This window comes from Pseudomonas sp. NPDC096950, assembly GCF_044762525.1.
Lineage (GTDB): Bacteria > Pseudomonadota > Gammaproteobacteria > Pseudomonadales > Pseudomonadaceae > Aquipseudomonas.
This window is the reverse complement of the sequence record NZ_JBIWEL010000006.1, coordinates 256,294-268,718: the sequence shown is the minus strand read 5'-3', so window position 1 is coordinate 268,718 and position 12,425 is coordinate 256,294. Positions and strand designations below refer to the sequence as shown.

10 protein-coding genes are annotated in these 12,425 nt (G+C 60.1%); 6 read left to right on the top strand and 4 right to left on the bottom strand.

Features of this window, described 5'->3' with window-relative positions:
• The 3 genes from der to ACIQY3_RS13495 all read left to right on the top strand — a co-directional run.
• The coding region (gene der / locus ACIQY3_RS13505; protein WP_403019972.1) for a ribosome biogenesis GTPase Der at positions 1-1,349 on the top strand (1,349 nt) is incomplete at its 5' end.
• A 243-nt stretch (positions 1,350-1,592) separates the two neighbouring features.
• A complete protein-coding gene (locus ACIQY3_RS13500; RefSeq protein WP_403019969.1) occupies positions 1,593-2,741 on the top strand; it encodes a pyridoxal phosphate-dependent aminotransferase in 1,149 nt (382 codons plus the stop codon).
• Complete coding sequence (locus ACIQY3_RS13495; RefSeq protein ID WP_403019966.1) at positions 2,729-3,520, top strand: amidohydrolase; 792 nt, start codon at positions 2,729-2,731, stop codon at positions 3,518-3,520. The genes ACIQY3_RS13500 and ACIQY3_RS13495 overlap by 13 nt, the downstream gene beginning before the upstream one ends.
• A gap of 180 nt (positions 3,521-3,700) precedes the next feature.
• On the opposite strand, the gene leuA is transcribed toward ACIQY3_RS13495, so the two are convergent.
• The 4 genes from leuA to ACIQY3_RS13475 all read right to left on the bottom strand — a co-directional run bounded on the left by leuA (position 3,701) and on the right by ACIQY3_RS13475 (position 9,108).
• Positions 3,701-5,383, bottom strand: coding sequence for a 2-isopropylmalate synthase (leuA, locus tag ACIQY3_RS13490; protein WP_054045357.1), 1,683 nt, complete (start codon positions 5,381-5,383; stop codon positions 3,701-3,703).
• Positions 5,384-5,863: 480 nt separating this feature from the next.
• Entirely contained in the window at positions 5,864-6,685 is an 822-nt protein-coding gene (locus tag ACIQY3_RS13485) for a peptidoglycan DD-metalloendopeptidase family protein (RefSeq protein ID WP_054613622.1), read from the bottom strand.
• Between the two features lie 3 nt (positions 6,686-6,688).
• Positions 6,689-8,068 (bottom strand): exodeoxyribonuclease VII large subunit, encoded by a 1,380-nt coding sequence (xseA, locus tag ACIQY3_RS13480; RefSeq protein WP_403019960.1) that lies wholly within the window; start codon positions 8,066-8,068, stop codon positions 6,689-6,691.
• Between the two features lie 89 nt (positions 8,069-8,157).
• Complete coding sequence (locus tag ACIQY3_RS13475; RefSeq protein WP_403019956.1) at positions 8,158-9,108, bottom strand: LysR family transcriptional regulator; 951 nt, start codon at positions 9,106-9,108, stop codon at positions 8,158-8,160.
• A 101-nt stretch (positions 9,109-9,209) separates the two neighbouring features.
• Here ACIQY3_RS13475 and ACIQY3_RS13470 point away from each other — a divergent pair, with 101 nt between their 5' ends.
• The 3 genes from ACIQY3_RS13470 (at position 9,210) to guaB (ending at position 12,382) form a co-directional block, all read left to right on the top strand.
• Entirely contained in the window at positions 9,210-9,977 is a 768-nt protein-coding gene (locus ACIQY3_RS13470) for a sulfite exporter TauE/SafE family protein (protein WP_403019953.1), read from the top strand.
• A 165-nt stretch (positions 9,978-10,142) separates the two neighbouring features.
• On the top strand, positions 10,143-10,691 hold the full coding sequence (locus tag ACIQY3_RS13465) for a sugar ABC transporter ATPase (protein WP_403019951.1): 549 nt from the start codon (positions 10,143-10,145) through the stop codon (positions 10,689-10,691).
• 221 nt (positions 10,692-10,912) lie between these two features.
• Complete coding sequence (gene guaB, locus ACIQY3_RS13460; protein WP_403019949.1) at positions 10,913-12,382, top strand: IMP dehydrogenase; 1,470 nt, start codon at positions 10,913-10,915, stop codon at positions 12,380-12,382.
• The last annotated feature ends 43 nt before the right edge of the window (positions 12,383-12,425 follow it).

The following is a 12,425-nucleotide window of genomic DNA, read 5'->3' as shown; positions in this document are numbered from 1 at the left end:
AATACGGTGAGGCCAAGTGGCAAGGGCGTTCCTACATTCTGGTCGACACCGGCGGTATCTCCGGTGACGAGCACGGTATGGACGAAAAAATGGCCGAGCAGTCGCTGCTGGCCATTGAAGAAGCGGATGTCGTTCTGTTCCTGGTAGATGCCAAGGCCGGTTTCACCGCCGCCGACCAGATGATCGCCGAGCATTTGCGCAAACGTAACAAGCGTTCCTACGTGGTTGCCAACAAGGTCGACAACATCGACCCTGAAATGGCCCGCGCCGAGTTCGCCCCGTTGGGCATGGGCCACGCGATTCCGATCGCCGGCGCCCACGGTCGTGGCATCACCCAGATGCTCGAAATCGCTCTGAGCACCTTCCCGAAAGACGAGGAAGAGCCAGAAGAAGGCGATGAAGAGATCGTTGCCGAAGGCGAGGAAGCCAAGCGCATTCCTGGCCCAAGCGAAAAAGACGGGATCAAGATCGCGATCATCGGTCGCCCGAACGTCGGCAAGTCGACTCTGGTAAACCGCATGCTCGGTGAAGACCGGGTCATCGTGTACGACGAACCTGGCACCACGCGCGACAGTATCTACATCCCGTTCGAGCGTAACGACGAGAAGTACACGCTGATCGACACCGCCGGTGTGCGCAAGCGCGGCAAGATCCACGAAGAAGTTGAAAAATTCTCCGTGGTCAAAACCCTGCAAGCGATCAAAGACGCCAACGTGGTGATCTTCGTGATGGACGCCCGCGAAGGCGTAGTGGACCACGACCTCAACCTGCTGGGCTTTGCCCTTGAAGCAGGTCGTGCACTGGTTATCGCGATCAACAAGTGGGACGGCATGACGCCGAGCGAGCGCGACTTCGTCAAAGTCGAGCTGCAACGCCGCTTGTTCTTCGTCGACTTCGCCGACATCCACTTCATCTCGGCTCTGCACGGCACTGGCGTAGGTAACCTCTACGCTTCCGTACAGAACTCGTTCAAGTCCGCGGTCACCCGCTGGCCGACCAACCGCCTCACCCAGATCCTGGAAGATGCGGTCGGCGAGCACGCGCCGCCGATGGTCAACAATCGCCGGATCAAGCTGCGTTATGCCCACTTGGGTGGCGCGAACCCGCCGATCATCGTGATTCACGGTAACCAGATCGAGAAGGTGCCGAAGTCTTACGTGCGGTATCTGGAAAACACTTACCGTCGTGTCTTGAAGCTGGTCGGTACGCCGATCCGCATCGAGTTCAAGGGCGGCGAGAACCCGTACGAAGGCAAAAAGACCACGCTCACCGACCGTCAGGTCAACAAGAAGCGCCGCATGATGTCGCACCACAAGAAAGCCGACAAAAAGCGCCGCGATAAGAAATAGAAGTAGCTTTAAGCTGCAAGCTTTGATCGTTCCCACGCTCCTGCGTGGGAATGCATCTCGTGACGCTCTGCGTCACATTCGCGGTGGACGCAGAGCGTCCATGGCGGCATTCCCACGCAGAGCGTGGGAACGATCAATATAGAGAGGGCGCCACCAGGCGCCCTTTTTTTATGGGCGCCGGATGGGCTATCCTCGGGCTCTCCCGTGCCGCCGTAGAGCCGGGTGTAGAGCAGGGAACCACCGATGATCACCAGTAAGCTGCCGAATGTCGGCATCACTATCTTCACTCAGATGTCTCAGCTCGCGGCGCAAACCGGGGCGATCAACCTGTCCCAGGGGTTTCCCGATTTCGATGCCCCGAAGGCGCTGTGCGATGCTGTCGGCCGGCACATTGCCAGTGGCCACAACCAGTATTCGCCAATGACCGGCCTGCCGGCATTGCGGCAGCAGATTGCGGCGAAGATCGCCCGCAGCTACGGCGTCAGTGTCGATGCGGATAACGAAGTCACGGTTACCCCCGGCGCCACTCAGGCGATCTTCTGTGCGATTCAGGCGGTTATCCACAGCGGCGACGAAGTGATCGTCTTCGACCCGTGCTACGACAGCTACGAGCCGTCGGTGGAGCTGGCCGGTGGCCGCTGCGTCCATGTGCAACTGGGCCTGGATGATTTCTCCATCGACTTCCAGAAGTTGTCCGACGCAATTACCCCGCGCACGCGGATGATCGTGCTCAATACGCCGCACAACCCGAGTGGCGCGCTGATCAGCCGGGCCGAACTGGATCAGTTGGCGGATTTGATTCGTGAGCGCGACATCTACATAGTCAGTGACGAAGTCTACGAACACCTGGTGTTCGACGGCGTACCACACGTCAGCGTGTTGAATCACGAAGAGCTGTATCAGCGCGCCTTCGTGGTCAGCTCCTTCGGCAAGACTTACCACGTCACCGGTTGGAAAACCGGCTACGTCGTCGCTCCGCCGGCCCTCACGGCGGAACTGCGCAAGGTTCACCAGTACGTCAGTTTCTGCGGCGTGACTCCGCTGCAATTTGCCCTGGCCGATTTCATGGCCGAGCACCCGGAACACGTCGAAGAACTGCCGGGTTTCTACCAGGCCAAGCGCGATCTGTTCTGCGATCTGCTGGCGCCGTCGCGCTTCGGCTTGACCCGTGTCACGGGCACTTATTTCCAATTGGTCGATTATTCGCAGATTCGCCCGGACCTCAACGACGTCGAGATGGCGCTGTGGATGACCCGCGAGCACGGCGTGGCGAGCATCCCGATCTCGGTGTTCTACCAGAACCCGCCGGCCGGCCAGCGCCTGGTGCGCCTGTGTTTCGCCAAACGCGAGGAGACCCTGCGTGAAGCAGCGGAAAAACTATGCGTGATCTGAGTACGCTACCCAACCTGAACATCGCGCTGATCCAGACCACCCTGGCCTGGCACGACCGCCAGGCCAACCTGGAGCATTTCGAGCAGTTGCTGGAACAGGCACGCGGCGCGGACCTGATCATCCTGCCGGAGATGTTCACCACGGGCTTCTCCATGGAGTCCGAGACGCTGGCTGAGGCGGAAAACGGTCCGACCGGCAAATGGCTGCGGGTGCAGGCGGCGAAGCTGGATGCGGTGATCACCGGCAGTGTGATCGTCCAGGCCGCCGACGGCAGCCACCGCAATCGACTGCTCTGGGCGCGGCCGGACGGGGAGGTGTTGCATTACGACAAGCGCCACCTGTTCCGCATGGCTGGCGAGCACAACCACTACACCCCTGGCGAACGCCAGGTGCAGTTCGAGCTCAAGGGCTGGCGGATTCGGCCACTGATTTGCTACGACCTGCGCTTCCCGGTCTGGAGCCGTGATGCCCAGGACACTGACCTGCTGCTGTACACCGCCAACTGGCCGGGTGCGCGGCGTCAGCACTGGAACCGCTTGCTGCCGGCCCGGGCGATTGAAAACCTGTGCTATGTGGCGGCGGTGAACCGGATCGGCACTGACGGCAAGGGCTTTGCGTATACCGGCGACAGCCAGGTGCTGGATTTCCAGGGTGAAACATTGCTCAGCGCCGGCGAGGCGGATGGGGTGTTTCAAGTGGTGCTGGATGCGGCGGAACTGGCGGCTTATCGCACGCGGTTTCCGGCGAATCTGGATGCGGATACTTTCGAATTCACCTGAGATTTTCGCTGACTGAACCGGCGCCTTCGCGAGCAAGCCCGCTCCCACAGGAGGAATGCATTCCAAATGTGGGAGCGGGCTTGCTCGCGAAGAGGCCCGGACAGACAACACTAAAACAGGCAGGAAAACAAAAAGGCCCCAAGGTTCGCACCTTGGGGCCTTTTGCATTTCAGCGAACGCTTACGCCGCTTCTTTCGCTTCCGGCTGGCTCAACGAGCGGTTCAGCGCGCTGAACAGTGCCTTGAAGCTCGCCGTGGTGATGTTTTCATCGATGCCCACGCCGTGCACCGCACGCTGGCCTTCAACCCGCAGTTCAATGTAGGCCGCAGCCTTGGCATTGGTGCCCGCGCCAATGGCGTGTTCGTTGTAGTCCATGATTTCCACCGGGATCGGCAGCCCGGCCACCAGTGCTTCCAGAGCGCCGTTGCCCTTGCCGCGCCAGTGCAGGTTGGTTTCGCCCTGGCCTTTGCCGGAGACTTCCACTTCCACCGAGCTGTTGCCGTTTTCTTCCTGCAAGCGATGGCTGACCAGCGCGTACGGGGTGTTGGCCTGCAAGTACTCGCTGTGCAGCAGCGCGTGGATTTGCTGGGCGGTCATTTCCAGGCCGAGGCGATCGGTTTCACGCTGTACAACCTGGCTGAACTCGATCTGCATGCGACGCGGCAAGCTGATGCCGTATTCCTGTTCCAGCAGGTAAGCGATACCGCCCTTGCCCGACTGGCTGTTGACGCGGATCACTGCCTCGTAGCTGCGGCCGATGTCGGCCGGGTCGATCGGCAAGTACGGCACTTCCCACAGGGTGTCCGGTTTTTGCTGGGCGAAGCCCTTGCGGATGGCATCCTGGTGCGAGCCGGAGAACGCGGTGTGAACCAGGTCGCCGACGTACGGGTGACGCGGGTGCACTTGGATCTGGTTGCACTCTTCGACGACTTTGCGCACGCCGTCGATGTCGGAGAAGTCCAGCTCAGGGTGAATGCCCTGGGTGTAGAGGTTCAACGCCACGGTCACCAGGTCGACGTTACCGGTGCGCTCGCCGTTGCCGAACAGGCAGCCTTCGACACGGTCGGCGCCGGCCATCAGACCCAACTCGGTGGCGGCTACGCCGGTGCCACGGTCGTTGTGGGTGTGCAGGCTGATGATCACGCTGTCACGACGGTTGATATGACGGCCGAACCATTCGATCTGGTCGGCGTAGATGTTCGGGGTCGCACATTCGACGGTGGCTGGCAGGTTGAGGATTACCTTGTGCTCAGGCGTCGGGTTCCAGACTTCGATGACCGCGTCGCACACTTCTTTGGCGAACTCGAGTTCGGTGGCGCTGAAGGTTTCCGGCGAGTATTCGAAGGTCCACTCGGTGTCCGGCTGCTGGGCCGCGTATTTGACGAACAGCTTGGCGGCGTTCACGGCGATGGCCTTGATCCCGTCCTTGTCCTGATTGAAGACAATGCGGCGGAAGGAAGGGGAGGTCGCGTTGTACAGGTGAACGATGGCTTTTTTCGCGCCGCGCAGGGATTCGAAGGTGCGCTCGATCAAGTCTTCACGGCCTTGGGTCAGCACCTGGATGGTGGTGTCGTCCGGGATGTGGCCGTCTTCGATCAGGGTACGCACGAAGTCGAAGTCAGTTTGCGAAGCCGCCGGGAACGACGCTTCGATTTCTTTCACACCAACCTGAACCAGGGTTTTCCAGAAGCGCAGCTTTTTCACCGCGTCCATCGGCTCGATCAGCGACTGGTTGCCGTCACGCAAGTCCGAGCTGCACCAGATCGGCGCGGCGGTGATGGTCTTCGACGGCCAGGTACGATCCGGAATGTCGATAGTCGGGAACGCGCGGTATTTCGAAGACGGGTCTTTGAGCATGCTCATCGGGAAATCCTTATTGTGTGGGCCGAAAAGAGGCGGCCTGCCGGTGGATCAAAAGTTGTGGGGGAAACGTGTCAGGCGAGGCACCGCAATTCAGCCCGGCAGTCGTGCGCTGACGAGGCACAGGCTGCGGTGCTGGCGAAGCTGGATGAGGGTGTGAGAGGTTTTCATGGCTTTAACCCTAACCGCCGGGGTTGAGGATGGCAAGCAGTCGAAAAAAATTGAGAGGAATACTCGAAAAGACGGTTTTGGCGAGATTTTATTGCTGTGATGTTGGGCGATTGTTTGGATGTTTGCGTGGGGTTTGATCGATGCGCAATTGAGAATTTTGAGTCAGTTGGGTTTTGAGGTGCATTTGATGCTGCCTTCACGAGCAAGCCCGCTCCCACATTTTTGGCCGGTGTGAACACAGAATGTGTGTGCACCAAAATCCCATGTGGGAGCGGGCTTGCCCGCGAAGAGGCCATCAGTCCCGACAACAATCTAAGGCTGAAACGCCCCAATAAAAATCGCCGGATCCACCCGCGCATCGTTCAGGCTGATATTCCAATGCATATGCGGCCCGGTCGCACGGCCAGTCGAGCCCACTTTGCCGACCACACCACCCCGCGCCAATTGCTGCCCAACCTTCACGTCAATCTTCGACATGTGGCAGAACATGCTGATAAAGCCCTGGCCATGGTCAACAAACACCGTGTTGCCATTGAAGAAGTAGTTACCGATCAAAATCACCTTGCCCGCCGCCGGTGTCTTGATCGGCGTACCCGCCGGCACCGCGAAGTCCAGGCCGGCGTGAGGATTGCGCTCTTCACCATTAAAGAACCGACGCACGCCAAACTTGCTCGACAGCGGTCCGTTGACCGGTTTGTCCAGCAACAGGTTGCTCGGGGTGCCTGGGCTAAAGCTGCGGTAAGCCTGGATCTGCTCGGCCAGTTCGCCTTCGATGCGCTTGAGGTTTTCCGGGTTCGGATTGACCTGTTGCGTGTTCTTCAGCGTGATGTGCTGTTCCGGGTATTTCTTATTGCCGACCGTGAAGTTCAGGTTACGGCCGCCGCTGCTCACTTGCTGAGTGCCCGGCTTGACGGTGAGCGGCACGCCGACAATCGCCAGCCAATTGCTTTGTTCCTTAACCACCAGCACCGGTTTGCCCTGATACGTGGCTTTCGGCGCCTGGGCTGCGGCGCCCAGATCCACCACGGCCACGCCCCCCGGCACCGGTTTGTTCAACAGACGCGTGATGTAACTGTCGGCGTGGGCGTTGAAGGTCAGGCACAGCAGCAGCAACGGAGCTAAAAAACGCGGCATGGATCAATCCAGTAGAGAAAGGGTGACAGGCGTCAGGTGATTATCTTCGACGCGGACTTGCAACTCGCCCTCGCCCAGTTTGGCTTTCAGGCGCTGGCCGTTGTGGGTCTGTTCGGCGCTGCGAATCGCGTTGCCGCGCTCGTCCAGCAGAATGCTGTAGCCACGGGCAAGAGTCGCCAGCGGGCTGACCACTTGCAGCGTCTGCACTTGGCTTTGCAGTTGCAGGCGACGGCTTTTGAGGCTTTCGCGCATGGCTCGGGGCAGGCGTTCGGCGAAACTGTCCAGGCGCTGGCGCAACATCGCCAGTTGCCGGCCCGGATGTTGCCCGGCGAGGCGGGTTTCCAGACGGATCAAGCGTTCGCGGCGAGTATTGAGGCTGCGCTCGAAAGCGCGGCGCATGCGCATGTCCAGGTCGTCCAGGCGTTGCGCTTGCTGACGCAGGCGTTCGCCGGGATGCCGCAGGCGTCGGGACATGCCTTCCAGGCGCAGGCGATCACGCATCAAACGGTCGCGGATGCGCATCACCAAACGGCGATGCAGGCTTTCGACCCGGCGCACCAGGTCGCTGGAGTCCGGTGCCAGCAATTCAGCGGCGGCGGAAGGCGTTGGCGCACGAACGTCGGCTACGAAGTCACTGATCGAGACATCGGTTTCATGCCCGACGGCGCTGACAATCGGCGTCACGCAGGCATCCACCGCGCGGGCCACGGCTTCTTCGTTGAAGCACCAGAGGTCTTCCAGCGAACCGCCGCCACGGGCCAGGATCAGCGCGTCAAAGCCCCGGGCATCCGCCAGTTTCAGGGCGCGGACAATCTGCGCGGTGGCTTCGCGACCTTGTACGGCGGTGGGGATCAGCGTCAGTTGCACTTGCGGCGCCCGTCGGCGAAACACGCTGATGATGTCGCGGATCACCGCGCCGGTCGGCGAACTGATGATGCCAATGCGTTGCGGATGGGCCGGCAGCGGCACTTTGCGCTCGGCGCTGAACAAGCCTTCGGAGCTGAGTTTTTCTTTCAGCGCATCAAAGGCCAGTCGCAGGGCGCCGTCGCCGGCCGGTTCCACGGTGTCGAGGATCAGTTGATAGTCGCCACGGCCCTCGAACAGCGAGACCTTGCCCCGCACCTTGACCGCCAGGCCATCCTTCAATGCCTGCCGCACCCGCGCGGCGTTCTGCCGAAACAGCGCGCAACGCACCTGGGCGCCGCTGTCCTTAAGGGTGAAATACACATGGCCGGACGCCGGGCGGGCGAGGTTGGAGATTTCGCCTTCGACCCAGATATTGCTGAACACGTCTTCCAGCAACACCCGCGCGCGGCCGTTGAGCTGGCTGACAGTCAGGACTTCACGGTCCAGGCCGAGTCTTGCAAAGGGATCTTTAATCATGGGGCGCAGTTTAAAGGCATTCGATGAACAATCTCCATGAATCAACACAAATCCCCTGTGGGAGCGGGCTTGCTCGCGAAGGCGGTGTGTCAGTCGCCATCATTGTTTAATGACCCACCGCTTTCGCGAGCAAGCCCGCTCCCACAGGGAGGGTGAGTGCAGGTGTTGATGAATTGTTGGACCAGTGCCGTCGGATTCTGCCGATAGGCAAGGGCCACGGTGCTGTGGCAGTCCGGGTCGGCCAGCGGCAGGAAGTGGATATCCGGCGGGGCGATGTCCTGCATCGATTCCGGCAGCAGGGCGATGCCGAACCCGGCCTGGATCAATTGCAGTTGCGTGGTTTTGCGCGACACCACCCGCGCCGCTTTCGGGAAGAACCCTTGGCGCATGCACAGCTCGGCCGACAAATAACTCAGCCCGCCGCGCTGTGGATGCGGAATGGAGATAAACGCCTCATCCTTCAACTGCGCCAGATCAATGCCTTGCCCCGAGTTATCCACAGCCAGTCGATGATTCGGCGGAACGGCCAGCAGCAAGCGTTCGCTATATAAAGGAGTGATCTGCACTCCTTCACGCTGGCGCAGCACTGGCAAACGCAACAGGCCGACATCGAGGCGTCCCTCGGCCAATTCTTCCAGCTGCGCTTCGGAGGACAGTTTGACGATGTCCATGGACACACCGGCGTGCTGATCCAGATAAGTGCTGATACTCCGCAACAATCGACCGCTCATCGGCACCGTGCTGGAATGACTCAGGCGCAAGATGCCGAGTTGGCCAGTGCCGACCTGAGTTGCCATTTCGCTGGCCTTGGTCAACTCATGCAACAGATTCCTTGCTCGGGGCAAAAACGCTTCACCAGCAGCGGTCAGTCGCGGTTGGCGCGCGGTGCGTTCGAACAACGGCGTTTGCAGGCGGGTTTCCATGTCCTTGATCTGCCGGCTCAGGGCCGACTGTGCGATAAACAGGCGTTCGGCCGCAGCGCTGAAACTGCCGCACTCGGCGATTTCCACGAAGTAACGCAGTTGGCGGGTTGAAAGCACGAGGCATGCCTTTTTGAGATGGGTGGGCGGCCTGGAAGATATTAGTCGCAACCCTCGGCGCTGGCTAAAGTCATCTCAGGTATTCAAGGAAAGCCCTGCAAATGAATGTGTTTGAGTTGTTGAGCCAATGGCCGTTCAGCGCGACGGATTGGCTGGTGATCGGGTTGGGCATCGCCCTGGCGTACATCGTGTTCGGCATTGCGGGTTTCGGCACCGCGCTGGTGGCGGGGCCGATCCTGATTCTGTTTATGCCGCTGTCGAAGATCGTGCCGCTGTTGGTACTGCTGGATTTCGTCGCGGCGTTTGGCAATCTGCTGCCGTCGCGGCGGGACGTGGCCAGGCCCGAACTGTTGCGACTGCTGCCGTGCATGGCGGTGGGGTGCACGTTGGGTGTGATTTTTCTGCTGAACCTCAAATCCGACTTGTTGCTGCTGTTGATGGGGCTGTTTATCAGCGCCTATGCGGTTTACAGCCTGTGGGTCAAAACCCGTCCGACGCAATTGTCCGCCGCATGGGCGCTGCCGATGGGCACGGTGGGCGGGATGTTCGGCGCGTTGTTTGGCAGTGGCGGCTTTTTATATGCGATCTATTTGAACAGTCGCCTGCCCAAGGAGGCTGCCCGGGCGACGCAAAGTGCGCTGATCAGTTGCAGCACCGTGGTGCGTTTGAGCCTGTTTGCCGTCGCGGGGGTGTATGCCGAGCTACCCTTATTGGTATTGGCCGTGTGTTTGTTACCGGCCATGGCGCTGGGGTTGTGGATCGGCCGACGGTTGACCATGAGATTGTCCCGGGAGGCGTTCGTACGGCTGGTGACCTGGTTGGTGTTGGCCAGCGGAATTGCCTTGATCGGGCGGTATTTGAGTACTTGACCTGCGTGTGTCAGGGATTAAGCTGCCGGCCGCAGATCCCTGTGGGAGCGAGCCTGCTCGCGAAGGCGGTTGAACATTCAACATTTATGTCGACTGTCACACCGCTTTCGCGAGCAGGCTCGCTCCCACAGGGGTGATCATTCAGTATTTGCAGGCCTGCGCACCATGAATTCCCAAAGCATCATCGTCCCGAAAATCTCCACGCTACCGGTGCACGAACCCCGGGCCCGGGCAATCGTGCGGTGGCTGGTGCGCAAGAACATCATCAAGGAAGAACTGACCACCTGCGGCCGCACGGGCAATCGCATGGGGTACGCGCTGGCCGACGGCGCCCGTGCGGTGGTCCTGCATCCGCAGGCGCTGCCGTTCGGTGAAGCGGTCAACGGCCTGGAAATCATCACCAAGCGCTGCATCTATACCCCGGCCAAGGGTTTCCTCGGCGAGGCGGGTTGCGCGGAATGCCGCAAGGAAATCGGCGAAGCGCTGTTCGAAAGCCTGGAAGAGTGGATGCCGGGGCGCACCGACAACTTCACCTGCCCGGAATGCGGGCATGAAGACGACATCAACGGATTTCTGTTCTTGCAGGAATGCGGCTTTTCCAACCTGGGCTTTATCTTCAACAACTGGGGCGAGGCCGGGTTCAAGCAGAGCTTTATCGACGAATTTGCCGATTGGCTGGATCAGCCCGTCAGTTGGGTCAAAGTCGAACTCTGAATACCTGTAGGGGCTGCCGAAGGTTGGGATCTTTTGATCTTGATTTTCGGCATTGCTGAAATGGCTGAAGATCAAACGATCGCAGCCTTCGGCAGCTCCTGCGCAGAGGCTCAATCCCCGTATATCAGTAATGCCAATAATAGACAGAGTTTTACATTGAACCCGAGGGGGTGTCTGACTATAATGGCGCGCTTCCATTTTCCCGCTCGGGAGCCCCCGCGATGCTGCGTATCAGCCAAGAAGCTCTGACATTCGACGACATTCTCCTAGTGCCCGGTTATTCCGAGGTGCTTCCTAACGAAGTCAGTCTCAAGACCCGCCTAACCCGTGGCATCGAGCTGAATATTCCTCTGGTTTCTGCCGCCATGGACACCGTCACTGAAGCCCGTCTGGCAATTGCCATGGCTCAGGAAGGTGGCATCGGCATCATCCACAAGAACATGACCATCGAGCAGCAAGCTGCCGAAGTGCGCAAGGTTAAGCGTTACGAAGCCGGCGTGGTCAAGGACCCGATCACCATCGAGGCTGACGCCACGGTTCGTGAACTGTTCGAACTGACCCGCATGCACAACATCTCCGGCGTTCCGGTCCTGCACGATGGCGACCTGGTCGGCATCGTCACTTCCCGCGACGTACGTTTCGAAAACCGTCTGGACGCCACCGTCCGTGAAGTGATGACGCCTAAAGAGCGTCTGGTCACGGTCAAGGAAGGCGCCGACAAGAACGACGTCCGCGAGTTGTTGCACAAAAACCGTATCGAACGCGTACTGATCGTCGACGAAAAATTTGCCCTCAAAGGCATGATGACCGTCAACGACATCGAAAAAGCCAAGGCTTACCCGCTGGCCAGCAAGGACGATCAAGGTCGTCTGCGCGTTGGCGCTGCGGTCGGCACCGGTAAAGACACCGGTGAGCGCGTCGCAGCCCTGGTCAATGCCGGCGTTGACGTGGTGGTGGTCGACACCGCACACGGTCACTCCAAAGGCGTGATCGACCGCGTTCGCTGGGTCAAACAGAATTTCCCTGACGTGCAGGTCATCGGCGGCAACATCGCCACCGGCGCTGCCGCCAAGGCCCTGGTTGAAGCTGGCGCCGATGCCGTCAAGGTCGGTATCGGCCCTGGCTCGATCTGCACCACCCGTATCGTCGCCGGTGTCGGCGTCCCGCAAATCAGTGCCATCGCCAACGTCGCCGCGGCCCTTGAAGGCTCTGGCGTTCCGTTGATCGCCGACGGCGGCATCCGTTTCTCCGGTGACCTGTCCAAGGCCATCGTAGCCGGTGCTTCCTGCGTGATGATGGGCTCGATGTTCGCCGGTACTGAAGAAGCGCCGGGCGAGATCGAACTGTTCCAGGGTCGTTCGTACAAGGCTTACCGCGGCATGGGTTCGCTGGGCGCCATGTCCCAGGCTCAAGGCTCCTCCGATCGTTACTTCCAGGATTCCTCGGCAGGCGCCGAGAAGCTCGTACCGGAAGGTATCGAAGGGCGTGTTCCTTACAAAGGCACCCTGAGCGCCATCATCCATCAACTGATGGGCGGCCTGCGTTCCTCGATGGGCTACACCGGCAGCGCCGACATCGAAGAAATGCGCACCAAGCCTGAGTTCGTGCGGATCACCGGTGCTGGCATGGCCGAGTCCCACGTGCACGACGTACAAATCACCAAAGAAGCGCCAAACTACCGCGTAGGTTGAGGCTTCCAGCAAAAAGTTAAGTAACCGGGGCTGTTTTATTCAG

Excerpts from the sequence above, each read along its gene's own strand:
- guaB (WP_403019949.1), top strand. The coding sequence starts at position 10,913 with ATGCTGCGTATCAGCCAAGAAGCTCTGACATTCGACGACATTCTCCTA.
- ACIQY3_RS13470 (WP_403019953.1), top strand. The coding sequence starts at position 9,210 with ATGAATGTGTTTGAGTTGTTGAGCCAATGGCCGTTCAGCGCGACGGAT.
- ACIQY3_RS13465 (WP_403019951.1), top strand. The coding sequence starts at position 10,143 with ATGAATTCCCAAAGCATCATCGTCCCGAAAATCTCCACGCTACCGGTG.
- ACIQY3_RS13495 (WP_403019966.1), top strand. The coding sequence starts at position 2,729 with ATGCGTGATCTGAGTACGCTACCCAACCTGAACATCGCGCTGATCCAG.
- leuA (WP_054045357.1), bottom strand. The coding sequence starts at position 5,383 with ATGAGCATGCTCAAAGACCCGTCTTCGAAATACCGCGCGTTCCCGACT.
- ACIQY3_RS13500 (WP_403019969.1), top strand. The coding sequence starts at position 1,593 with ATGATCACCAGTAAGCTGCCGAATGTCGGCATCACTATCTTCACTCAG.
- xseA (WP_403019960.1), bottom strand. The coding sequence starts at position 8,068 with ATGATTAAAGATCCCTTTGCAAGACTCGGCCTGGACCGTGAAGTCCTG.
- ACIQY3_RS13485 (WP_054613622.1), bottom strand. The coding sequence starts at position 6,685 with ATGCCGCGTTTTTTAGCTCCGTTGCTGCTGCTGTGCCTGACCTTCAAC.